The organism is Streptomyces flaveolus (assembly GCF_014648815.1).
GTDB classification, from domain to species: Bacteria; Actinomycetota; Actinomycetes; order Streptomycetales; family Streptomycetaceae; genus Streptomyces; species Streptomyces flaveolus.
Genome location: NZ_BMRV01000010.1, coordinates 77,282 through 99,107, shown reverse-complemented (window position 1 = coordinate 99,107; position 21,826 = coordinate 77,282). Strand labels below are relative to the sequence as shown.

Sequence of the window (21,826 nt, the reverse complement as noted above, 5' to 3'; positions counted from 1 at the left end):
CATGGCTGACAGGACCCCGCTGGTGGTGGTCGGCGACGCCCTGCTGGACCGCGACCTGACCGGCTCCGCCGACCGGCTCGCCCCCGACGCGCCCGTACCGGTCGTCTCCGGGTGCGCCGAACGGGTACGGCCGGGCGGCGCCGCGCTCGCCGCCTACCTCGCCGCCCGCGACGGCCGCGAGGTCACGCTGATCGCGGGCGTCGGCGACGACCCGGCGAGCCGGGTGCTGCGCGAACTGCTGGAGCCGTGGCTGACGTTGGTCGCCCTGCCGCTGACCGGCACGCTGCCCGAGAAGACCCGTGTCCTCGCCCAGGACCGGCCCGTCGTCCGCCTCGACCGTGGCGGCGGCCGGGCCCGCGAGGCCACGGACGAGGCCCGTACCGCGCTGCGCTCCGCGCGGGCCGTGCTGGTCTCCGACTACGGCCGCGGCGCGGCGGACGCCCTGCGGGACGTACTGGCCGCCCGCCCGCCCCTGGTCTGGGACCCGCACCCGCGCGGGGGCGCTCCGGTGCCCGGCACCCGGCTGGTGACACCCGCGGAGAAGGAGGCGCACGGCTTCGCACCCCAGGACGGCGATGCCGGCGGCGGCCTGCGCGCCGCCGCACACCACGCCGCCGCGCTCGTCCGCGACTGGCGGGTGGCCGCGGTGACGGTGACCCTCGGGGCGCGGGGCGCCCTGCTGTCGTACGGCGAGCACCCCCTGCTCGTTCCCGCGCCCGCCTCCCACCACGGGGACTCCTGCGGCGCCGGCGACCGGTTCGCCGCGACCGCCGCCGGGCTGCTCGCCGACGGCGCGCTGGTGGGAGAGGCCGTCGAGGGCGCGGTGACCTCCGCGACGGCGTTCGTCGCCGCGGGCGGCGCGGGCGCCCTGCCCCCGGCCGGCTCCGGCCCGGAGACGGACCCGCGGGGCGACACCGACGACCCGCACGCCCTGGCCGCCCGCGTCCGCGCCCAGCACGGCACCGTCGTCGCCGCGGGCGGCTGCTTCGACCTGCTGCACGCCGGGCACGTCGGCCTCCTCCAGGCCGCGCGGCGGCTCGGCGACTGCCTGGTGGTGTGCGTCAACTCCGACGCGTCGGTGCGGCGCCGCAAGGGCGACGGCCGCCCCGTCAACCCCCTCGCCGACCGCGTCCGCGTCCTGCGCGCCCTCGCCTGCGTCGACGCGGTCGCCGTGTTCGACGAGGACACCCCGGAACGCCTCCTGGGCGACCTGCGGCCCGACGTCTGGGTCAAGGGCGGCGACTACGCGGGCGCCGACCTCCCCGAGGCCGCCCTGCTCCAGGAATGGGGCGGCCAGGCGGTCCTGCTGCCGTACCTCGACGGCCGCTCCTCCACGGCCCTGATGGCCCGGGCGGCGGAGGGCGTCCGATGAACAGCCCCACGGCTCGGCCCTCCGCCGGAGGCCCGGTGACGGGCGATCCGGTGCATCCGCCGTCCGCCGGTGAGCCGACGGCACGTCCGTCAGGGGGCCACGGTCCGGCGGTACGGGCCGAAGCCCGCGGTGGCCCGTCCGGGCCGGCCGGCGGGGGTGGGATGCGTCCGCCGTCGGGCGGGGGCCCGGTGACGGGCGATCCGGTGCATCCGCCGTCCGCCGACGCGGCGTACGCGCCGCCCGCCGTCTCCGCGTCCGCCGCCCCCGGAGGGCTGCCGCGGGTTCTCGTGCTGCGTGCCCTCGGGCTCGGGGACCTTCTCGCCGGTGTCCCCGCGCTGCGCGCCCTGCGTCGGGCGTACCCCGGGCACGAGCTGGTGCTGGCCACCCCCGCCGAGCTGGCGCCCGTCGTCGCGGCGACCGGTGCCGTGGACCGGGTGCTGCCCGCCGCCGAGCCCGGCCGGGCCGTGCCGCGCACCCTGGACTGGACCGGCCCGCCCCCGGACGTCGCCGTCGACCTGCACGGCAACGGACCGCCCAGTCACCGGCTGCTGATGCGCCTGCGCCCGCGGCGACTGCTGGCGTTCGCCCACCCGGAGACCCCCGAGGTCGTCGGCCCGCCCTGGTACGCGGACGAGCACGAACGCGACCGCTGGTGCCGGCTCCTGACGGCCTACGGCATCGAGGCCGACCCCACCGACCTGCGCCTGCCCCGCCCGGGCACCCCCTCCCCGGCGCCCGGCGCGATCGTCCTGCACCCCGGCGCCGGCGCCCCCTCCCGCTGCTGGCCCGTCGAGCGGTACGCCGCCGTCGCCGACGCCCTGCGGGCCCGCGGCCGGCGGGTCGTGGTCACCGGGGGAGCGGACGAGGGCGACCTCGTGGCCCGCCTCGCGAAACTCGCCGACCTGCCCGACGCGGACGTGTTCGCCGGCGGTCTGCCCCACGACCGGCTCTCCGCCCTGGTGGCCGGCGCCCGCGCCGTGGTCAGCGGCGACACCGGCATCGCCCACCTCGCCGTCGCCCACGCCGTCCCTTCCGTCACCCTCTTCGGCCCCGTCCCGCCCAGCCGCTGGGGCCCGCCGGACCACCCCCGCCACCGCGCCCTGTGGCACCCCGGGCCGGACGGCGACCCGCACGGCCACGAGACCGACCCCGCGCTGCTGCGGATCGGCACCGACGACGTCCTCGCGGCGCTCGACGCCCTGGACGCCCTGAGCGAGGCACCATGAACCACGGCACCCCCCACGGCACCGGCCACGCGTCGGACGACGGCACGACGACCACCCGCGAACGACCGCACACCGACCCCGCGAGCCACGCCCCCGTCGGCATCGTCATCGCCACCCGCAACCGCTCCACGAGCCTCGCCGTGACCCTGCGTCACCTGCTCGCGCTGCCCGAGCGCCCCGAGGTCCTCGTCGCCGACAACGCCTCCACCGACGACACCCGCGCGATGCTCGCCCGCGACTTCCCCCGGGTCCGCGTCCTCGCGCTGCCCTTCAACCGCGGCGCCCTGGCCCGCACCCACGGCGTCCGCGCGCTCGACACGCCGTACGTGGCGTTCAGCGACGACGACTCCTGGTGGGCGCCCGGCGCGCTCGCCACGGCGGCCCGCCTGTTCGACGATCACCCACGGCTCGGCCTGCTCTCCGCCCGCACCCTCGTCGGCCCCGCCGAGGACCCCGACCCGCTCAACGACGTGCTCGCCGGCTCCCCCCTCGGCCGCGCCACCGACCTGCCCGGCACCCAGGTGCTCGGCTTCCTCGGCTGCGCCGCCGTCGCCCGCCGCGAGGCCTATCTCGACGCCGGCGGCTACCACCCCCTGCTGTTCTTCGGCGCCGAGGAGACGCTCCTCGCCTACGACCTGGCCGCCCGCGGCTGGGGCGTCACGCACTGCCCCGAGGTGGTCGCCCACCACCACCCGGACCCCGGCCCGCGCACCGACCGCCCGGCCGTCGTCCGGCGCAACGAACTCCTCACCGCCTGGCTGCGCCGCCCCCTGCCGCACGCCCTCGCCCGCACCCGCGCCCTCGCCGCCGACGCCCGCCGCGACCCGCACGCCCGCCGCGCCCTGCGGGAGACGCTCACCCGCCTGCCCTCCGCGCTGCGCGCCCGCAGGCCCCTGCCCCCGCACGTGGAACGGGGCGCCCGCCTCCTGGAGGAAGCGACCTCATGACGGACCCCCGCACGACCGTCGTCGTCATCACCCACAACCGGTGCCCCGAACTCCTGCGCACCCTGGACCGTCTCGCCGAACTGCCGGAGAAGCCGCCGGTGATCGTCACCGACAACGCCTCCACCGACGGCACGGCCGCCGCCGTCGCCCGCCACCACCCGGACGTACGGCTGCTGCGGCCCGGCCGCAACCTCGGCGCCGTGGGACGGAACCTGGCGGTCCGCCAGGTCCGCACGCCGTACGTGGCCTTCTGCGACGACGACTCCTGGTGGGCGCCGGGCTCGTTGTCCGGGGCCGCCGACCTGCTCGACCGGTACCCCGCGGTCGGCACCGTCACCGCCCGCATCGTCGTGGAACCGGACGGCACCGAGGACCCGATCGTCAGGGAACTGCGCGATTCGCCCGTGCCCCGCCCGGACTGGCTCCCGGGCCCCGCGCTCGGCTCGTTCCTGGCCGCCGCGACCGTCCTGCGCACCGACGCCTTCCGGGCCGCGGGCGGCTTCCATCCCCGGCTGTGGCTCGGCGGCGAGGAGGAGCTCCTCGCCGCCGACCTCGCCGCCGACGGCTGGTGGCTGACGTACGACGACGACCTGACGATCCACCACCAGCCCTCGGAGGTACGCGACCCGACGCTCCGCCGGGCGCACGGCATCCGCAACACCCTGTGGTTCACCTGGCTGCGCCGCCCGGCCGGCTACGCCCTGCGTCGCACCCTGCACCTGGCCCGGACCGTCCCGCGCGACACCGCGTCCCTGCGGGCCTTCGCCGAGGCGACGGCCGCCCTGCCGTGGGTCCTGCGGGAACGCCGGGTGCTGCCCGCCGAGGTGGAGGCGCGCCTGCGCGCCCTGGAGCCGGCCCAGCGCGCGTCGACGGCGCGCAGCTACACGGGCTGAGGAACCGCACGCACCCGGCCTCCCGCCGAGGGGACAGGAGGCCGGGTGCGTGTGCGGCGCCGCACGGGGCAGGGGCCGTCAGCCCCGCGACCACCGGCACAGCGAGCGGAACGCCGCGAACAGCGTGAGTGGCCAGACGACGGCGAACGCCCAGATCACGGCGGGTTCGGAGGTGACGATGCCGGTCACCATCAGGGTGACGGAGAGCGCGAGCAGCAGAGCGACCGTCAGGGTGCGCGGACGGTAGGACGCCAGACGCGTGAGATCGGGACCGCGGCGCAGCCGCAGGGTGCGCAGGCGGCGGTCGAGCCGGCGGTCGCGGCGCAGCGCCCGTTCCACCTCGTCGAGTATGCGCTGTTCGTGATCGGGGAGGCGGTCGATGGTCATGGTGTCTCCTCCAGGGCACGGACCGACCACCACCGGGTGCCCGTCCGCACGCCGAGTCAACCGGCCGGCCGCAGACCCAGCGCCGCCACGAGACCGTCGGCGCCGTCCGTTCGCGCGTCCGCCCGGAACCCGGCGCCGATCCGCCGCGCGGCCTCCCGCCCGTCGGTCAGACACCACCGCCACCAGCGGTCCAGCACGCCGGTATCCAGGTGCTCGGCGGCCACCAGCGCGGGCCAGCCGCAGGCGCGGGCCTGCGCCGTCACCTTCGCGCCGCCCTCGACCGGGTCCACGGCCAGCGCGGGCGTCCCGGCCCGCAGCGCCAGCACCAGCCCGTGCAGCCGGTCGGTGACGACGAGGTCCAGCCGGGACAGCACGGCCTCCAGCTGGGCCGGCGTGCCGCACAGCCGCCAGTCGTGCGCGTCCAGCCGGGTCTCCAGCTCCAGGCGCGCACAGTCCCGGCCGGCCAGCCAGTGCGTCACCTCGGCGGCGACCTGGTCGTGCCGCCGCTGGGCCCCGTACTCGTGCTGCCCGTGCGTGAGCACCACCCCGACGACGGGACGGGCGGGCAGCGCGGGGGCGCGGGCCGCGAGGTCCAGGGTCGGCTCGGTGCCGGCGGCGTCCCGGGCGAGGACGCGGTCGAAGCCGGTGACGGCCGGGGAGCCTGGATCCACGACGGAGACGCCGACCGCGATCCGCACGCAGTGCGCGAACCGCCGGTGCAACTCCTCGACCTGGGGCCCGTGCGCAGGCCCGCACACGAACACCAGATGCGACCAGTCCGCCGGGTCCACGTCCGCGAAGTGCAGCGCGTCCGCCCGGAACCCGGGGCTCCACACGACGTCGTGGGCGAGTCCCGCGCCCCGCAGTTCCTCCTCGACCCGGCGCAGCGCCAGCACGTCCCCGGCGGTCGCCTCCCCGTCCAGGAAGCTGAACCACCCGGTCACCAGCACCCGGGCCCGTCCGGCCCGGCCGTCGCGTTCGTCGGATCCCTGTAGTCCCTGCACAGTGGCCCCGGGTGCCCGCCCGGCCGGAGGGAAACCGCCGTGTCCCCCGTTCGGCTACTCCTCCTCGGCGGTGGCGTTCATGTCGGCGTCGAGCACGCCCTCGGCGTGGAACAGGTCGGAGGTCAGCCGCACCGCGTCCCCGGTGCCCTCCAGCCGCAGCAGGACCCGGGCCGCCGGATCCGTACGGCCCGGCAGCCGGTCGGCGGTCACCCGCAGGATGCGGAACCCGCGCCGCGTGCACGTCTCCATCAGCTGCGGCAGCAGCGCCCGGCCGGTGAGATAGGTCAGCCGGATCTCCACCGTGGTGGCCGTCTCCTTCGCGATGCGGGAGGCCAGGGCCGGATAGCCGCGCACCACCACGAAGTGCAGCGCGGTGGTCGCCAGGGCCAGGATCGGCAGCCCTCCGCCACAGGCCATGCCGACCGCGCAGGTCAGCCAGATGGTCGCCGCGGTCGTCAGTCCCCGCACCGCGTCCCGTCGTACGAAGATCAGACCGCCGCCGATGAAGCCGATCCCGGAGACGATCTGGGACGCCACCCGGGACGGGTCGAGGGAGACGCCGTCCATGCCCAGCACGCCGGTGAAACCGTGCTGGGAGACCTCCATCATCAGCGCGCTGGCCACGCCGACCAGGGTGTGGGTGCGCAGCCCGGCGCTCTTCTGCTGGGCCTCGCGCTCCCAGCCGATCAGGCTGGACAGCACCAGGGCGAGCCCCAGCTCGGCCAGCTGACGCAGTCCCTGCCCGTTGCCCGCGTCCCACAGCGACACCGCCAGCTCGCGCATCCGCGGCCTCCCTCGCGATCACGTCGTTCTCCCACCGTGCCGGTGACCGTGACGGTCGTGCGGTCATCACCTCCGTCAGGTGTGGACGATCCCGACCTTCTGCACGATCCTCTCGTACGACGGGCAGTCCAGCTCTTCGAGCACCCGGCGGACCCGCTGCCCGGCGGACCGCGCGACGGGCGGCCACAGGTCCCGGTCCGTGGCGGGGCGGCCGGTGACGAGCGTGCGGCCCTCGATCCCCCTGGGAGCGGGCAGGGTGCGCGAGCTCATCGCGGACGGAGGCTGACCGCAAGCGGCGCTACCGTTCACGGCATGACGTCCAAGGCACCCTCGACGGCCCCCGTGCTCGGCATCCGCGCGCTCAACCGCGCGACGCTCGCCCGGCAGTTGCTGCTGCACCGCGCGCCGATGTCGGCCGAGGACGCGGTCGCGCACCTCGTCGGACTCCAGGCCCAGAACGTGAAGCCCCCGTACTACGCGCTCGCCGCCCGGCTCGACGGCTTCGGCCCCGAGGACCTGTCCGCGCCGATGGCCGAACGCCGGGTCGCCCGCATCGTCACCCTGCGCTCGACCATCCACACCCACACCGCCGACGACTGCCTCACCCTGCGCCCGCTGGTGCAGGCCGCCCGGGACCGGGAGCTGGGGACCTTCCGCAAGGGGCTGGTGGGGGTGGACCTGGACCGGCTCGCCGTCGTCGCCCGCGAGCTGGTGGAGGCCGAGCCGCGCACCATGAAGCAGTTGCGTGAGGCGCTGCTCGCCGAGTGGCCCGACGCCGACCCGCAGGCCCTCTCCGTCGCCGCGCGCTGCCGCCTCCCGCTCGTCCAGGTGACCCCGCGCGGACTGTGGGGCCGCAGCGGCCAGGTCACGCTCACCACCGCCGAGCACTGGCTCGGACGCCCCGCGCAACCGGTGCCGGCGCCGGACGACACCGTGCTGCGCTATCTGGCCGCCTTCGGCCCGGCGTCCGTGAAGGACATGCAGGTCTGGGCCGGTCTGACCCGGCTGCGCGACGCCTTCGAACGGCTCCGCCCCCGGCTCGTCACCTTCCGGGGACCGGACGGCACCGAGCTGTTCGACCTGCCCGACGCGCCGCGCCCCGACGCCGACACCCCGGCCCCGCCGCGCTTCCTCCCCGAGTTCGACAACCTGCTCCTCTCCCACGCCGACCGCACCCGTGTGGTCCCGCCGGCGCACAAGGGCCGCACCTGGCGGGGGAACCTGGCGTACCGCGTCCTTCTCGTCGACGGCTTCGTGGCCGGACTGTGGAAGCTCGAGGACGGCGCTCTCGTCGTCGAGCCGTTCGACCGGCTCACCGGGGCGCAGCGGGCCGCGGTCGTGGCCGAGGGCGAGGGGATGCTGGCGACGCTGCACCCGGGGGAGCCGTACGACATCCGGTTCGGGACCGTGCGCGGCTGACCGGCGCCGCCCCTCCGGTGGGGCGATGGGCATGGAGAGGGGGCGCTGCGGGCCGCTCGTGGTGGCTCGCAACGCCCCCCGGTCTTGCACCTGAGGGGTACTCAGGAGTCCTGCTGGGGCGGGGCTACGAGGTGACCTGCGCGGTCACCAGGTCCGAGAAGGTGGTCAGCCGGGAGTAGACCCCCGGGTAACCGGCTCGGGCGCAGCCCTCGCCCCAGGAAGTGATCCCTGCCAGGACGCCCCCTATGAGAAGGGGCCCGCCGCTGTCGCCCTGGCAGGTGTCCACGCCACCGGAGGTGTATCCGGCGCACACCATGTCGCTCGCGACGAAGTCGGAGCCGTAGGAGGTACGGCAACCGGTGTCGGACACGACCGGCACGGTCGCGGTCCGCAGCTGGTTGGAGGAACTGCCGTTCTCCCGGGTCGTGCCCCAGCCGAGTACGCGGGCCTCGGAGCCGGCCGCGTAGACGGAGGTGTCCGACGAGGAGACGTACTTGACGGGTGTGTACGGCATCGACGTCGAGAGGGTCAGCACGGCCACGTCGTCGCCGTTGGAGGCGTCGGTGTAGCCCGGGTGCACCCAGATCCGGCTGACCCTGCTGACCGTGCCGTTGGTGCCGTTGAGGTAGGTGCGCCCGCCGACGACGCGCACGCTGCGCGTGGTCTCGCCGGCCATGCAGTGGGCGGCCGTGACCACCTTGGTGGGGGAGACGAGGGTGCCGCCGCAGAACTGGTTCTGCGAGGCGTCGGTGATCTGCATGACGAACGGGTAGGCGCCGGCCGTGGTGGTCGTACCGCCGACGATCGGCTGGGGTGCGGCGTCCGCGGTGGGGGCGGCCAGCAGTGCGGCCGCGGCGGCGGCAGCGGTGGCCAGGGCGGCGGTGACCGGTCTGGCGCGGGTGAGCCCGGACATGAGTCTCCTCGGGATTGCCGGTGGGGGGTCGCACGGGCGTGGGGGGAGCACGGGGGTCTCGGGACAGACCCCCGTATGCCCGGGCGAGCGGCACGCCCTCACGCTAGAACCGGGGGCGTCGGCGGCCCAATGAGGGAAGCCCCTAAGGGAGTCGGGCAGGGATAACCCTCGGTCGCCCCCCGGCAAACCCCGCTGCCGGATGTCCGGACCCGGCCGCCTCTCGGACGCGGCGGCGGGCCGCGCGGTTCCCTTGACAGGTGTGGCTAACGGCATTAGCTTCTAGCTAACAGCGTTAGCCCATCGGAGCCGGGGGATGTCATGACCGAGTACCTTGCCGTGGACGGCGGCACGATCGCTTACGACGTGGCCGGGACCGGCCCCCTGATCGTCCTCGCCCACGGCATGGGCGACAGCCGCGCCGCCTACCGTGCGGTGATCCCCGCGCTGGTGGCGGCGGGCCATCGGGTCGCCGCCGTCGATCTGCGCGGCTGCGGCGAGTCCAGCGTCGACTGGCCGGCCTGGAGCCGCACCGACATCGCCGGCGATCTGCTGGCCGTGGTCCGGCACCTGGGCGGCCCCGCGGTCATCGTCGGCCACTCGGTCTCCGGCGGCGCCGCCACCATCGCCGCCGCACACGAGCCCTCGCTGGTCACCGCGGTCGTCGAGCTGGCGCCGTTCACCCGCAAGCAGTCGCTCCGCCTCGGCGACCTTCGGGTGAGGCGCTTCAGGCGGGGCGTGCTGCGGCTGCTCGGCGCGGGCGCGTTCGGCAGCCTGCCGATCTGGCGCTCGTACCTCGACGTGGCCTACCCCGGCGTCAAGCCGGCCGACTGGGCCGAGCGGCTCGGGCGCATCGACGCCCTGCTGCGCGAGCCCGGCCGGATGAAGGCCATGCAGAACATGGGCCGCAGCGCCCCGGTCGACGCCGGTGCACGGCTCGCGGACGTCCGGTGCCCGATCCTGATCGTCATGGGCACCCTCGACCCCGACTGGGCCGACCCGCACGCCGAGGGTTCCGCGATCGTCGACGCCCTGCCGGCCGGCCTCGGCCGCCTCGAGATGATCGAGGGCGCCGGGCACTACCCGCACGACCAGTTCCCCGACCGGGTGGCGGAGCTGACCCTCGCCTTCCTCCACTCGGACGCCGCCCGCGCCTAGACGGGCCGGCCCCGGCGCTCGGTGCCGTCCTCTCCGACGGGGCGCGTGCGGCCCGTCCGACGACCGGTCTGCCGGTCGGCCCCCGCCGCGTACCGCCCGCGCCCAGGCCGGGCCTCGCCCCCTGGAGGGCCGTGCCGGCGGTCGGTGCCGCCCTCGCTCACGGGGCGCGTGCGGTCCGCCCGACCGCCGCTCCGCCGGCCGCGCCGGCATCCGGTCGCCCCACCTCCGCCGGTTCGTCGGCGCTAGGTCTTGCGGCCCGCCGCCAGTCGGACGATGTCGACGCGCGACCGGATGCCGAGCTTGCGGTAGACCCGGGTCAGCGTCGCCTCGACCGTCTTGACGCTGACGAACAGCCGGGCGGCGATCTCCCGGTTGGTGGCGCCCTCCATGACGAGCGACGCCACCTGACGCTCCATCGCGGCAAGACCCGCCAGGCAGTCCGGAGCCGCGGCGAGCCGCACGGGGGCCGGTTCGGCCGCGACCGCCCGTGCCGCGACGGCCGCCTCCACCTGCCGCAGCCAGGGCAGCGCCCGGCAGCGCCGGAAGAGCCGGGCCGCCTCGTCGTACGACACCGGCCCCGGCCGGTCCGCCCGCAGCTCCGCCAGCGCGAACGCCGCCCGCGCCTCCTCCAGACCGAAGCCGAGGTCGGCGAGCCGGTCCCGCGCCGACACCAACCGGCTGACGGCGGACCGGTGTTCGCCCCGCGCCGCCCGCAGCCGCGCCTCCGCCCGGTCCAGCACGGCCAGCACGCTCCCGCGACCCAGCCGCAGCGCGTGCGCGCGCGTGACCTCGATGACCTCCTGCGCCTCGGCCGGCTGTCCGGTCCGCACCAGCGCCTCCGCGAGGTCGCCCTGCCACCGGCCGCGCGCCGGGTCGGTGATGCCCGCGCCGGCCTCCAGCTCCCGTACCCGGCGCAGCGCGTCCACGGCCGCACCGGCGTCGCCCGCCACCAGGTGGGCGTGGCCGAGCGCGGCCAGCGCGCGCGAGAGGTACACGGCGTCGCCGTCCTCCTCGGCCCGCCGCACCGCCTCCCGCGCCAGCGCCAGCGCACGTTCCACGTCCCCGCCCGCGGCCTCGGCGAGCGCCGCCTGCATCGCCCCCGCGCCCTCGCCGATGCCCGCGTCCCGCGCCAGCGTCAGGCTCTCCCGGGCCAATTCGAGGGCCCGGCCGCAGTGCCCGGCGTGCAGTTCGGTCTCGGAGAGGAAGCGCAGGTAGTGCACCTCGCTCTCGGCCATGCCGCGCCGCCGCACCTCGCGCAGCAGCGCGGTGACGGTGGTCCGCGCCTCGGCCAGCCGGTCGCTCATCACCAGCCAGCGGAACCGGGACGAGCCCGCACCGTTGTGATGGCACGCCACCCGCGGGTCCTGCGGCTCCTGCCGCGCCCGCTCGATCGTCACGGGGGCGTCCGGGTGACCCATCAGCGTCTCGGCCTGGGCCTGGAACGCGAGCGCGAGCAGCTCGGTGCTCCGGTCCCCGGCCCGCGCCGCCAGCCGGGCCGCGTGCGCCGCCTCCTCCCGGCCCTGCGCGAAGTCGCCCTGCACCACCAGACCGCGCCAGGCCAGCTGGTAGTGGACCAGGGCCAGCAGCCGGGGATCGTCGCCCGCGTCGGCCAGGGCCTGCGGGAACACGGCGTCGACGTCGCCGATGGCCTGCCCGGCCGCCTCGATGACCACCATCCAGGCCCGTACGCGCTCGCCCGGCGCGGTGGCCCGGGTCAGTACCTCGCGGGCGACGTCCCGGGCGAGGTCCACCTCGCCCGCGGTGATCGCGTCCTCGGCCGCCTGGAGGCGGTGCCCGTCCGGCCCCGGTGCGTTGTCCGCCGGGGTGTGCCGGGCGGCCAGCAGCCCCAGCGAGGCCGCCACCGACGGCGCACCGCGGTCCCGGGCCAGCGCGGCGGCCTCCGCGAGCCGCGCCGCCACCTCCGGGTCGGTGCCGGTGGTGGCCAGGGCCAGGTGTCGGGCGCGCTCGATCGGGTCGGACGCCGCCGTGGACAGCGCGGCGTGCGCGGCCCGCCGTTCCGGTGCCGGCGCCTCGGCGTACAGCGCGGCCGAGATCAGCGGATGCGCGAACCGTACGGCCGGACCCTCCGGGTCGGTCGCCAGCAGGCCCAGCTCGGCCGCCTGGGCGGTCTCGGCCTCGGCGTTGACCCGGCCCGCCGCGTGCAGCAGGGCCGGGGTGGGGCGGGCACCCGCGCTGGCCACCAGCAGGGTGCGGCGGGCCTCCTCCGACAGCATCTCCAGGCGGCTGAGCACCAGCGCGCGCAGCGAGGTCGGCACCGGCAGCGGCTCGCCCGGCCGGGGCGGGGTGGGGCTCTCGGCCAGGGCGCGGCCCAGCTCCAGCGCGAACAGCGGGTTGCCGCCGCTGGTGCGGTGGATGTCGCGGACCGTGGAACGGGGCAGGCCGGAGAAGCCGCGCTGGTCGAGCAGCGCCGACACCTGGGCGCGGGTCAGCGGATCGAGGCGTACCGCCCGGGTGTCCGGCGGGGAGGCGCGCAGATGGCGGTCGTACTCCTGGCCGTCGGTCCGCACCGCGCACAGCAGCCGCACGGGGGTGTCGCCGAGGCGGCGGGCGGCGAAGCCGAGCAGCTCGGTGCTGGCGGGATCCAGCCATTGCAGGTCGTCGGCGACGACGAGGACGGGGCCCTCGGCGGCGAGGGCCCGCAGCGCGGACAGCACGGCGAGGCGCAGCGCGAGCCCGTCGCGCTGGAGTGTGGACTCGCCGCGGCCGGTGAGCGCCGACTCCAGCGCGGTGCGCTGCGCGGCGGGCAGGGCGCCGGACACGTCGTCCAGTACGGGGCCGAGGAGGTCGGCGAGGGCCAGGAAGGGGAGATGGGATTCGGACTCCGTGGCCGAGCAGCGCAACACGGTGCGTGCGGTGCGGGCATATTCGGTGGCCAGTGTCCGCAGGACGGTCGACTTTCCAATTCCGGCGGGGCCGTGCAGGAGCACACTGCCCCCTCGGTCGAGCTGCTCACGGGCCGCGCCGAACGGTGCCTCCCGCCCGATGACCAGGTCGGAGCGGCGCCCGGCAGGCTCCGTGAAGTCCCGTCGCACGGTGACCGCTCCCCTCCGCGTGTCGTGTCCCGGCCAATATTAGGCATCGGGGCAATGAATTACGGGAGAGCGAGGAGGTGAGGGAAATAACAAGGCGGTGAACACAGAATACAAAACCTTCGGAATGCCCACGGCCGCCCCCCGACCACGCCCCGCGCCGGCACCCCCAGGGGCGTGGGGAACTGCGCGACCGGCCACGGCGACGCCGCACCCGCACGGCCGCGTCGACCCTCGCCCACGGCCCCCCGGGCACGCCGCTCCAAGCGCCCGCACCGGCACCCCCAGGGGCGCGGGGAACTGCGCGACCGGCCACGGCGAACCCGCACCCGCACGACCCCCGCACCCACCCGAAATCGTCACGCAACCGCCGGACGGCTACGGCAGCCACCCCGCCCGCCGCGCCGCGACGACCGCCTCGCCCCGCGTGCGAGCACCCAGCTTCCGCATGGCCGACCGCAGATACCCCTTCACCGTCTCCGAACCCACCCCCAGCCGCTCCGCGGCCACCGCGTTCGTCGCCCCGGCGGCGACACACGCCAGCACGTCCACTTCACGCGGAGCGAGCCGCACCCCGCCGACGGCGGAGCCGCCCGCGGCCAGCATCCCGCACGCGCGCAGCAGCTCGTCCCGCAGCGCCGGGTCCGCGATCCTCGGCGCCAGCGCCCGCAGCGCCGCATGCGCCTCCCGTACCTGCTCCCACGCCGCGGAGCCCGCCGGATCGCGCGTCGGCTCCGGCCGGGCCGCGGCCAGCAGCTCGCCCGCCTCGTCCCGCAGCAGCAGCGCCTGCTCCACGTCCCGCGCCGCCTCCACGGCCGCGCTCAGCGTCCGGTCGCCCAGCGGCTGGGCCGCGCGCAGGGCGCCGTACAGCACGCCGCGCACCCGGCGCCGTACCACCACCGGCACGGCCACGACCGAGCGCAGGCCCTCGGCGGCGACGGGGAGGTCGTACTCGTGACTGATCTGCCGGGAGACGGAGTAGTCCGTCACCGCGCACGGCCGCGACAGCGCCACCGCCTTGCCGCCCAGACCGTTGCCGGAGGTCACCGCGAGGGCGCTGAGCGCGGCCGTCGCGGTGCCGCTGAGCTCACTGATGCGCACCTGCCGCCGGCCGGACTCCACCAGCCCGCCGAAGGCGACCGGCAGCCCGGTGACGCGCCGCAGCCGCACCAGCGCACTGCGGATCTCCCCCACGTCAGCCGCGTCCACCGCCACTGCGCTCACTCCTTCGCGGCCCGTTCCTCGCGCACACCCCCGTTCGGGGGTAGTGAGACCTGCATCACGGATTACACGATGGCAGAGAGCCGCCCGGCAATGGTCCGGCACCGAGGAGGACAGATGACGACGGCGACCGAGCTGTTCCGCAGCGCACGCGATTTCCTGCTGGAACACCGTGAGGACTACGCCACCGCCTACGAGGGCTTCACCTGGCCCCGCCCCGAGAACTTCAACTGGGCGCTGGACTGGTTCGACGTCATCGCCGAGGGCAACGAGCGCACGGCGCTGCACATCGTGGAGGAGGACGGCTCCGAGGTCCGGGTCTCGTTCGCGGAGATGTCCGCCCGGTCCGACCGCGTCGCGAACTGGCTGCGCGGGCGCGGCGTCCGCGCCGAGGACCGCATCCTCGTCATGCTCGGCAACCAGGTCGAGCTGTGGGAGACCGCCCTGGCGGCGATGAAGCTGCGCGCCGTGGTCATCCCGGCCACCACCCTGCTGGGCCCGGCCGACCTGCGCGACCGCGTCGACCGCGGCCGGGTGCGGCACGTGATCGCCCGGGCCGAGGACGCCGCCAAGTTCGACGACGTGCCCGGCGACTACACGCGCGTCGCGGTCGGTGGCACCACGGCCGCCGGCTGGCAGCCGTACGAGGAGGCCTCCGCGGCCGAGGCCGGCTTCGCCCCGGACGGCCCCACCGCCGCCGACGACCCGCTGATGCTGTACTTCACCTCGGGCACCACCGCCCGCCCCAAGCTGGTCGAGCACACCCACGTGTCGTACCCCGTCGGGCACCTGGCGACCATGTACTGGATCGGCCTGAGGCCGGGGGACGTGCACCTGAACATCTCCTCGCCCGGCTGGGCCAAGCACGCCTGGTCCAACCTGTTCGCGCCGTGGAACGCGGAGGCGACCGTCTTCCTGTACAACTACACGCGCTTCGACGCGCCCCGCCTGATGGCCGAGATGGACAGGGCCGGGGTGACCACCTTCTGCGCCCCGCCGACCGTGTGGCGGATGCTCATCCAGGCCGACCTGACCCGCCTCGCCACCCCGCCGCGCGAGGTCGTCGCCGCCGGGGAGCCGCTGAACCCGGAGGTCATCGAGCAGGTCCGGCGGGCCTGGGGCGTGACCATCCGGGACGGCTTCGGCCAGACCGAGACGGCCGTGCAGGTGTCCAACAGCCCGGGACAGGTGCTGAAGACGGGTTCCATGGGCCGCCCCAGCCCCGGCTACCGCGTCGAACTCCTCGACCCGGTCACCGGTGCCCCCGGCGCCGACGAGGGCGAGATCGCGCTCGACCTGTCCGAGCGCCCCGTCGGCCTGATGACGGGCTACCACGGCGACCCGGACCGCACCGCCGAGGCCATGGCCGGCGGCTACTACCGCACCGGCGACATCGGCGCCCGGGACGCCGACGGGTACCTCACCTATGTGGGCAGGGCCGACGACGTGTTCAAGGCCAGCGACTACAAGATCAGCCCCTTCGAGCTGGAGAGCGCCCTGCTGGAACACGAGGCGGTCGCCGAGGCGGCGGTCGTCCCGGCCCCCGACGAGCTGCGGCTCGCGGTGCCCAAGGCGTACGTCGTCCTGGCGGCGGGCTGGGAGCCGGGCCCGGACACCGCGAAGGTCCTCTTCGAGCACTCCCGCGAGGTCCTCGCCCCGTACAAGCGCATCCGCCGCCTGGAGTTCGGCGAGCTGCCCAAGACCGTGTCCGGCAAGATCCGCCGCATCGAGCTGCGCGAGGCCACGGCGGCCGGCTCGCAGGACGAGTACCGCGAGGAGGACTTCCGGTGACCGAGCTCTCCTACGCCCACGGCACCAGCGAGACGCCCCTCCTCGGCGACACCATCGGCGCCAACCTCGCCCGGGCGGTCGCCGCCCACCCCGACCGCGAGGCCCTGGTCGACGTCCCGTCCGGACGGCGCTGGACGTACGCCGAGTTCGGCGCCGCCGTCGACGAGGTGGCGCGCGGACTGCTGGCGAAGGGCGTCACCAAGGGCGACCGGGTCGGCATCTGGGCGGTCAACTGCCCCGAGTGGGTCCTCGTCCAGTACGCCACCGCCCGCATCGGCGTCATCATGGTGAACGTCAACCCGGCCTACCGCGCGCACGAGCTGGAGTACGTGCTCAAGCAGTCCGGCATCAGCGTGCTCATCGCGTCCCTCGCCCACAAGAGCAGCGACTACCGGGCGATCGTGGACCAGGTCCGCGGCAGGTGTCCCGCGCTGCGGGAGACCGTCTACATCGGCGACCCGTCCTGGGACGCGCTGACCGCGGGCGCCGCCTCCGTGCCGCCGGAGCGGATCGACCGGATCGCCGCCGAGCTGAGCTGCGACGACCCGGTCAACATCCAGTACACCTCCGGCACGACCGGCTTCCCCAAGGGCGCCACCCTCTCCCACCACAACATCCTCAACAACGGCTACTGGGTGGGCCGTACGGTCGGCTACACGGAGCAGGACCGGGTGTGTCTGCCCGTCCCCTTCTACCACTGCTTCGGCATGGTCATGGGCAATCTGGGCGCCACCTCCCACGCCGCCTGCATCGTCATCCCCGCCCCGTCCTTCGAGCCGGCGGCGACACTGGAGGCGGTGCGGCAGGAGCGGTGCACCTCGCTGTACGGCGTCCCCACCATGTTCATCGCGGAGCTGAACCACCCGGATTTCGCCTCGTACGACCTCTCCTCTCTGCGGACCGGCATCATGGCGGGCTCGCCCTGTCCGGTGGAGGTGATGAAACGGGTGGTCGCCGAGATGCACATGGAGGAGGTCTCCATCTGCTACGGCATGACCGAGACCTCCCCGGTCTCCCTGCAGACCCGCATGGACGACGACCTGGAACACCGCACCGGCACCGTGGGCCGGGTGCTGCCGCACATCGAGGTGAAGGTCGTCGACCCGGTGACCGGCGTGACCGTGCCCCGCGGCGAGGCCGGTGAGCTGCGCACCCGCGGCTACAGCGTGATGCTCGGCTACTGGGACGAGCCGGAGAAGACCGCCGAGGCGATCGACCAGGGGCGCTGGATGCACACCGGGGACCTCGCGATGATGCGCGAGGACGGCTACGTGGAGATCGTCGGCCGCATCAAGGACATGATCATCCGGGGCGGCGAGAACATCTACCCGCGCGAGGTCGAGGAGTTCCTCTACGGCCACCCCAAGATCGCGGACGTCCAGGTCGTCGGCGTGCCCCACGAGCGCTACGGCGAGGAGGTCCTCGCCTGCGTGATCCCGCGCGACGCGGCCGACCCGCTGACCCTCGAGGAACTGCGCGCCTACTGCGAAGGTCAGCTGGCCCACTACAAGGTGCCCAGCCGGGTGCAGAACCTGGACGCCTTCCCGATGACCGTCTCCGGGAAGGTACGCAAGATCGAGCTGCGGGAGACCTACGGCAACTAGGCCCCGTAGGAGCGAAGTTCAGCCGGCCGTGGCGTCCAGCGCCACGGCCGGCGCGTTGACGGGGCGGGCCGCGCCCGAGGGGTCGAGGACGAACAGCGGGACCTCCAGCAGCCCGGCACGGGCGCGGGCGTCGTCGGTGTACCCGGCGAGGGAGAAGTAGAGGCCCTGCGCGGACTCCGCCATGGCCGTCAGCCACAGGCACTCCACGTCCCGCGCCGACGCCGGGCCCACCGTCGGGTCCACCTGGGCCACGATGCCCGGCGCGGCCAGCCCGATGCCGGCCGTGGGCCGCTGGTCGGCGCGGCGCACGTCCCGGTGCCCGAGCCCGCGCAGATACAGGACGGCGGCGGTGACCGCGTCGCGGGCCGTGCGGATCGGGACGGCCCGGTGGGCCGGGACCCGCGAGCCGGGAGGCCGGCCCGTGCGGCCCGCGGCCGTCCGGTCCACCGGCACGCACAGCACCGTCCCGCACGCACAGCCCAGCTCCGGGCGCGGCCACTGGCTCTCGGTCCCGCAGGCCGAGCAGCGCACCCCGATCCACTCCTCGTCCCAGGCCCGCTGGGTGACCACCGTGGGGGTCCCGCGGGGATCCAGCGGCGGGGCGACGGGCGTGCCGCAGACGCACGGGTACGACGGTGCCGTGTAGCGGTGCCGGCGCCCGCAGGCGGCGCAGCACACCGAGATGGTCTCGGACATGACCCCCATCGTCCTCCGGACACCCCCGTCCTGTCCGTGTCTTGGCCGCCCCGGTCTCTTGACGGCCCCCAGCCACCCACTTACATTACTTCCAGATCGTAGAAACCAAATTTCGCTATACGGAAAAGCTACGGAATTGCTCACCGCGGGGCGCGCCGGGAGTGCGAATCCGACAGCCGAAGCAGGAGTACTCGATGGCTCGTATGACCGCTGCCCGAGCGGCAGTTGAGATCCTCAAGCGCGAGGGCGTCACCGACGCGTTCGGTGTGCCGGGCGCGGCGATCAACCCCTTCTACGCGGCGCTCAAGGCCTCCGGCGGTGTCAATCACACCCTCGCCCGTCACGTCGAGGGCGCTTCGCACATGGCCGAGGGGTACACCCGGACCCACGCCGGCAACATCGGCGTCTGCATCGGCACCTCCGGACCGGCCGGCACCGACATGATCACCGGTCTGTACTCGGCGATCGGCGACTCGATCCCGATCCTGTGCATCACCGGCCAGGCGCCGACCGCGGTGATCCACAAGGAGGACTTCCAGGCCGTCGACATCGCCTCCATCGCCAAGCCCGTGACGAAGATGGCGGTCACCGTTCTGGAGGCCGCGCAGGTCCCCGGCGTCTTCCAGCAGGCGTTCCACCTGATGCGCTCCGGCCGGCCCGGCCCGGTCCTGATCGACCTGCCGATCGACGTCCAGATGACGGAGATCGAGTTCGACCCCGAGACGTACGAGCCGCTCCCGGTCTACAAGCCGGCCGCGTCCCGCGCCCAGATCGAGAAGGCGATCGGCATGCTCAACGCCGCCGAGCGCCCGCTGATCGTGGCCGGCGGCGGTGTCATCAACGCCGACGCCGCCGACCTCCTCGTGGAGTTCGCCGAGCTGACCGGCACCCCGGTCGTGCCGACCCTGATGGGCTGGGGCCTGCTGCCCGACGACCACGAGCTGAACGCCGGCATGGTCGGCCTGCAGACCTCGCACCGCTACGGCAACGCGACGTTCCTGGAGTCGGACTTCGTCCTCGGCATCGGCAACCGCTGGGCCAACCGCCACACCGGCAAGCTGGACGTCTACACGGCGGGCCGGAAGTTCGTCCACGTCGACGTCGAGCCCACCCAGATCGGCAAGATCTTCGCCCCGGACTACGGCATCGCCTCCGACGCCAAGGCCGCGCTGGAGCTGTTCGTCGAGGTCGCCAAGGAGCTGAAGGCGGCCGGGAAGCTGCCCGACCGCTCCGCGTGGGCCGCCTCGGCCCAGGAGCGCAAGGCCACGCTCCAGCGCCGTACGCACTTCGACGACATCCCGATCAAGCCGCAGCGCGTCTACGAGGAGATGAACAAGGCCTTCGGCCCGGAGACCCGGTACGTCTCCACCATCGGTCTCTCCCAGATCGCCGGCGCCCAGATGCTCCACGTCTACCGGCCGCGGCACTGGATCAACTGCGGCCAGGCCGGCCCGCTCGGCTGGACCGTCCCGGCCGCGCTCGGCGTCGCCAAGGCCGACCCCGAGGGGCAGGTCGTGGCGCTCTCCGGCGACTACGACTTCCAGTTCATGATCGAGGAACTGGCCGTCGGCGCGCAGCACAAGATCCCGTACGTGCACGTCCTGGTCAACAACTCCTACCTGGGCCTGATCCGTCAGGCGCAGCGAGGGTTCGACATGGACTTCCAGGTCAAGCTGGAGTTCGAGAACATCAACTCGCCCGAGCTGGGCGTCTACGGCGTCGACCACGTCAAGGTCGCCGAGGGCCTGGGCTGCAAGGCGATCCGGGTGACCGACCCGAACGAGCTGGGCGCGGCGCTGGAGCAGGCCAAGAAGCTGGCCGCCGAGTTCCAGGTCCCGGTCGTCGTCGAGGCGATCCTGGAGCGCGTCACCAACATCTCCATGTCGGGCACCAACGACATCAGCAACGTCGTGGAGTTCGAGGAGGTCGCCACCGAGCCCGGACACGCCCCGACGGCGATCCGGACGCTCAAGGTCTGACCCGTACGACCCGGAGGACCCGCACGACCCGTGCGGCCTCGGCGAGGGCGGCCCGTCACCTGGACGGGCCGCCCTCGCGCATGTCCGGGACCGCTCAGTCCGCGCCGCCCCCGCCCCCGCCGAAGCCGCCCGAGTGGTCCCCGTGGCCCCCGCCCCAGTCGCCCGAGACGGAGTCCTCGTACTCGTCGCGCCACCTCAGGAATCTGCCCCGGCCCAGGGAGAAGCGCACTCCCTCGGCCGGGGCGCCCGGGTTCATGAGCCCGGCCCGGAGCGCGAAGCGCGGCAGGAGCAGGCGCAGGGCGGCATCGCCGTGCAGGGCGACGGCGAGCAGCGTGTCCTCGTCCGACAGCCCGTGCCTGGCCGCCGGCAGCGGGTACCGGTCCCGCCAGAACGCCACGCGGCGGCGGGCGCCGCGGGTCGGCCCCAGCCGGGGATAGCGCAGCAGCCCCTCCTCCGCGAGCGGGATGCGCGTCAGGGCCAGCGCCAGGCGCACGTCGGGGTGCCGGACCAGCTCGCGTGCGGTGAGCGGCTCGCGCAGGCAGTCCAGGACCGTCCCCTCGAACGGCCCCAGCCCCTCCGGCTCCGGCCCCGTCGCGCACAGCGTCCTGCGCGGGCCGGTCTCGACGGCGCCCCGCAGGTGCAGGGCGACCACGGCGACCGTGACGGCGGCTCGCGGCCCGCCGCCCAGCAGCGCGATCTCGTGCGGCTCCCATCCGATGTCCGTGCCACTGTCCATGGCCTCACCCCCCGTGTGTCCGGGGATGTGCCCGGCGCGGGGGGTGGTTCAAGCGTGCGGCCGCGTTCTCGGAGGAAGACGTGAGGAAAACCCACGCGCGTTCAGTTCCCGTGGGGCTCGTGATGCTCGTGCAGCCCCGGCCACTCGTCCGGGCCGCCGCCCTGCCACTCGACGAGGTCGCTGGTGGCGACGTCGGTCACGTACAGGTCGGCCAGCCGCAGGATCTCGGCGACGTCGTCGAGGTGCGAGGCGACCCCGAGCGTCTCCTCGCCCGAGGTGACCCGGCGGGAGCCGTCCAGCGCCGCGGGACGGACCACGATGTGGGGATGCTCCGGTGGATGTGCCATGACTCCAGACTGCTGCGCCCGGCAGACACCCGCACCCCGGCCCGCACGGGACGCGCGGAAGCACCGGACGCGTGGCAGCGCCGGGCACGGAGCAGCACCGGACAGGCAGACGTGCCGGGCGCGAATCGCCCCCGGCACGGAAACGCACCGGGCACAGAGAAGCGCCGGATGCGGGACCGTCCGCATCCGGCGCCTCTCGGCCCGGTGAGGGTTTTGGGGTGGGGAGGGATTTCCGGGTGGTTCCCGTCCGACGGCGCGAGGCTGGGCGCGACAGGTCGTTCGCGCCGCCGGACGGAGTTCAGG

At 74.9% G+C, this 21,826-nt stretch carries 19 protein-coding genes; 9 read left to right on the top strand and 10 right to left on the bottom strand.

Features of this window, described 5'->3' with window-relative positions; all coding sequences use genetic code 11:
* The first annotated feature begins 1 nt into the window (after position 1).
* The 4 genes from rfaE2 to IEZ05_RS22875 all read left to right on the top strand — a co-directional run bounded on the left by rfaE2 (position 2) and on the right by IEZ05_RS22875 (position 4,438).
* The gene (gene rfaE2, locus IEZ05_RS22890; protein WP_189232089.1) at positions 2 to 1,372 is read left to right on the top strand and encodes a D-glycero-beta-D-manno-heptose 1-phosphate adenylyltransferase; all 1,371 of its coding nucleotides are present in this window, start codon (positions 2 to 4) and stop codon (positions 1,370 to 1,372) included.
* A 188-nt stretch (positions 1,373 to 1,560) separates the two neighbouring features.
* Positions 1,561 to 2,598 carry a glycosyltransferase family 9 protein gene (locus IEZ05_RS22885; protein WP_373298832.1) on the top strand — a complete coding sequence of 346 codons (1,038 nt, stop codon included), beginning with the start codon at positions 1,561 to 1,563 and terminating at the stop codon, positions 2,596 to 2,598.
* The gene (locus tag IEZ05_RS22880; protein ID WP_189232087.1) at positions 2,595 to 3,545 is read left to right on the top strand and encodes a glycosyltransferase family 2 protein; all 951 of its coding nucleotides are present in this window, start codon (positions 2,595 to 2,597) and stop codon (positions 3,543 to 3,545) included. Before IEZ05_RS22885 ends, IEZ05_RS22880 begins: the two co-directional genes overlap by 4 nt.
* Entirely contained in the window at positions 3,542 to 4,438 is an 897-nt protein-coding gene (locus tag IEZ05_RS22875; protein WP_189232086.1) for a glycosyltransferase family 2 protein, read from the top strand. Before IEZ05_RS22880 ends, IEZ05_RS22875 begins: the two co-directional genes overlap by 4 nt.
* 78 nt (positions 4,439 to 4,516) lie before the next feature.
* On the opposite strand, the gene IEZ05_RS22870 is transcribed toward IEZ05_RS22875, so the two are convergent.
* The 4 genes from IEZ05_RS22870 to IEZ05_RS22855 form a co-directional block, all read right to left on the bottom strand.
* On the bottom strand, positions 4,517 to 4,825 hold the full coding sequence (locus tag IEZ05_RS22870; protein WP_189232085.1) for a DUF3040 domain-containing protein: 309 nt from the start codon (positions 4,823 to 4,825) through the stop codon (positions 4,517 to 4,519).
* 56 nt (positions 4,826 to 4,881) lie between these two features.
* The gene (locus IEZ05_RS22865) at positions 4,882 to 5,829 is read right to left on the bottom strand and encodes a polysaccharide pyruvyl transferase family protein (RefSeq protein WP_229869815.1); all 948 of its coding nucleotides are present in this window, start codon (positions 5,827 to 5,829) and stop codon (positions 4,882 to 4,884) included.
* Positions 5,830 to 5,883: 54 nt separating this feature from the next.
* Positions 5,884 to 6,612, bottom strand: a complete 729-nt coding sequence (locus IEZ05_RS22860) for an MgtC/SapB family protein (protein ID WP_189232084.1) — start codon at positions 6,610 to 6,612, stop codon at positions 5,884 to 5,886.
* A 75-nt stretch (positions 6,613 to 6,687) separates the two neighbouring features.
* Complete coding sequence (locus IEZ05_RS22855) at positions 6,688 to 6,882, bottom strand: hypothetical protein (protein ID WP_189232083.1); 195 nt, start codon at positions 6,880 to 6,882, stop codon at positions 6,688 to 6,690.
* Between the two features lie 42 nt (positions 6,883 to 6,924).
* Here IEZ05_RS22855 and IEZ05_RS22850 point away from each other — a divergent pair, with 42 nt between their 5' ends.
* Positions 6,925 to 8,031, top strand: a complete 1,107-nt coding sequence (locus tag IEZ05_RS22850; RefSeq protein ID WP_189232082.1) for a winged helix DNA-binding domain-containing protein — start codon at positions 6,925 to 6,927, stop codon at positions 8,029 to 8,031.
* Positions 8,032 to 8,155: 124 nt separating this feature from the next.
* Here IEZ05_RS22850 and IEZ05_RS22845 read toward each other — a convergent pair whose 3' ends face one another.
* Entirely contained in the window at positions 8,156 to 8,944 is a 789-nt protein-coding gene (locus IEZ05_RS22845; RefSeq protein ID WP_189232081.1) for a S1 family peptidase, read from the bottom strand.
* A 318-nt stretch (positions 8,945 to 9,262) separates the two neighbouring features.
* Between IEZ05_RS22845 and IEZ05_RS22840 the strand changes: the two genes are divergently transcribed.
* Entirely contained in the window at positions 9,263 to 10,099 is an 837-nt protein-coding gene (locus tag IEZ05_RS22840) for an alpha/beta fold hydrolase (RefSeq protein WP_189232080.1), read from the top strand.
* Between the two features lie 242 nt (positions 10,100 to 10,341).
* Here the strand turns inward: IEZ05_RS22840 and IEZ05_RS22835 are convergent, their stop codons facing one another.
* Complete coding sequence (locus tag IEZ05_RS22835) at positions 10,342 to 13,152, bottom strand: helix-turn-helix transcriptional regulator (protein WP_189232079.1); 2,811 nt, start codon at positions 13,150 to 13,152, stop codon at positions 10,342 to 10,344.
* A gap of 375 nt (positions 13,153 to 13,527) precedes the next feature.
* On the bottom strand, positions 13,528 to 14,364 hold the full coding sequence (locus IEZ05_RS22830; protein WP_189232078.1) for a helix-turn-helix transcriptional regulator: 837 nt from the start codon (positions 14,362 to 14,364) through the stop codon (positions 13,528 to 13,530).
* Positions 14,365 to 14,487: 123 nt separating this feature from the next.
* Here IEZ05_RS22830 and IEZ05_RS22825 point away from each other — a divergent pair, with 123 nt between their 5' ends.
* On the top strand, positions 14,488 to 16,161 hold the full coding sequence (locus IEZ05_RS22825) for an AMP-binding protein (protein WP_189232077.1): 1,674 nt from the start codon (positions 14,488 to 14,490) through the stop codon (positions 16,159 to 16,161).
* Complete coding sequence (locus IEZ05_RS22820) at positions 16,158 to 17,765, top strand: AMP-binding protein (protein WP_189232076.1); 1,608 nt, start codon at positions 16,158 to 16,160, stop codon at positions 17,763 to 17,765. Before IEZ05_RS22825 ends, IEZ05_RS22820 begins: the two co-directional genes overlap by 4 nt.
* A gap of 18 nt (positions 17,766 to 17,783) precedes the next feature.
* Here IEZ05_RS22820 and IEZ05_RS22815 read toward each other — a convergent pair whose 3' ends face one another.
* Positions 17,784 to 18,470: a hypothetical protein gene (locus tag IEZ05_RS22815; protein WP_189232075.1), complete on the bottom strand. Its 687-nt coding sequence runs from the start codon at positions 18,468 to 18,470 to the stop codon at positions 17,784 to 17,786.
* Between the two features lie 185 nt (positions 18,471 to 18,655).
* Between IEZ05_RS22815 and gcl the strand changes: the two genes are divergently transcribed.
* On the top strand, positions 18,656 to 20,440 hold the full coding sequence (gene gcl / locus IEZ05_RS22810) for a glyoxylate carboligase (RefSeq protein WP_189232074.1): 1,785 nt from the start codon (positions 18,656 to 18,658) through the stop codon (positions 20,438 to 20,440).
* Between the two features lie 94 nt (positions 20,441 to 20,534).
* On the opposite strand, the gene IEZ05_RS22805 is transcribed toward gcl, so the two are convergent.
* Both IEZ05_RS22805 and IEZ05_RS22800 read right to left on the bottom strand, forming a co-directional pair.
* Entirely contained in the window at positions 20,535 to 21,176 is a 642-nt protein-coding gene (locus IEZ05_RS22805) for a TIGR04222 domain-containing membrane protein (protein WP_189232073.1), read from the bottom strand.
* A gap of 101 nt (positions 21,177 to 21,277) precedes the next feature.
* Positions 21,278 to 21,523: a hypothetical protein gene (locus tag IEZ05_RS22800; protein WP_189232072.1), complete on the bottom strand. Its 246-nt coding sequence runs from the start codon at positions 21,521 to 21,523 to the stop codon at positions 21,278 to 21,280.
* Between the last annotated feature and the right edge of the window lie 303 nt (positions 21,524 to 21,826).

Coding starts and splice junctions, on each gene's coding strand:
- IEZ05_RS22870 (WP_189232085.1), bottom strand. CDS start 4,825: ATGACCATCGACCGCCTCCCCGATCACGAACAGCGCATACTCGACGAG.
- IEZ05_RS22815 (WP_189232075.1), bottom strand. CDS start 18,470: ATGGGGGTCATGTCCGAGACCATCTCGGTGTGCTGCGCCGCCTGCGGG.
- IEZ05_RS22805 (WP_189232073.1), bottom strand. CDS start 21,176: ATGGACAGTGGCACGGACATCGGATGGGAGCCGCACGAGATCGCGCTG.
- IEZ05_RS22840 (WP_189232080.1), top strand. CDS start 9,263: ATGACCGAGTACCTTGCCGTGGACGGCGGCACGATCGCTTACGACGTG.
- rfaE2 (WP_189232089.1), top strand. CDS start 2: ATGGCTGACAGGACCCCGCTGGTGGTGGTCGGCGACGCCCTGCTGGAC.
- gcl (WP_189232074.1), top strand. CDS start 18,656: ATGGCTCGTATGACCGCTGCCCGAGCGGCAGTTGAGATCCTCAAGCGC.
- IEZ05_RS22850 (WP_189232082.1), top strand. CDS start 6,925: ATGACGTCCAAGGCACCCTCGACGGCCCCCGTGCTCGGCATCCGCGCG.
- IEZ05_RS22825 (WP_189232077.1), top strand. CDS start 14,488: ATGACGACGGCGACCGAGCTGTTCCGCAGCGCACGCGATTTCCTGCTG.
- IEZ05_RS22800 (WP_189232072.1), bottom strand. CDS start 21,523: ATGGCACATCCACCGGAGCATCCCCACATCGTGGTCCGTCCCGCGGCG.
- IEZ05_RS22845 (WP_189232081.1), bottom strand. CDS start 8,944: ATGTCCGGGCTCACCCGCGCCAGACCGGTCACCGCCGCCCTGGCCACC.
- IEZ05_RS22860 (WP_189232084.1), bottom strand. CDS start 6,612: ATGCGCGAGCTGGCGGTGTCGCTGTGGGACGCGGGCAACGGGCAGGGA.
- IEZ05_RS22880 (WP_189232087.1), top strand. CDS start 2,595: ATGAACCACGGCACCCCCCACGGCACCGGCCACGCGTCGGACGACGGC.
- IEZ05_RS22875 (WP_189232086.1), top strand. CDS start 3,542: ATGACGGACCCCCGCACGACCGTCGTCGTCATCACCCACAACCGGTGC.
- IEZ05_RS22855 (WP_189232083.1), bottom strand. CDS start 6,882: ATGAGCTCGCGCACCCTGCCCGCTCCCAGGGGGATCGAGGGCCGCACG.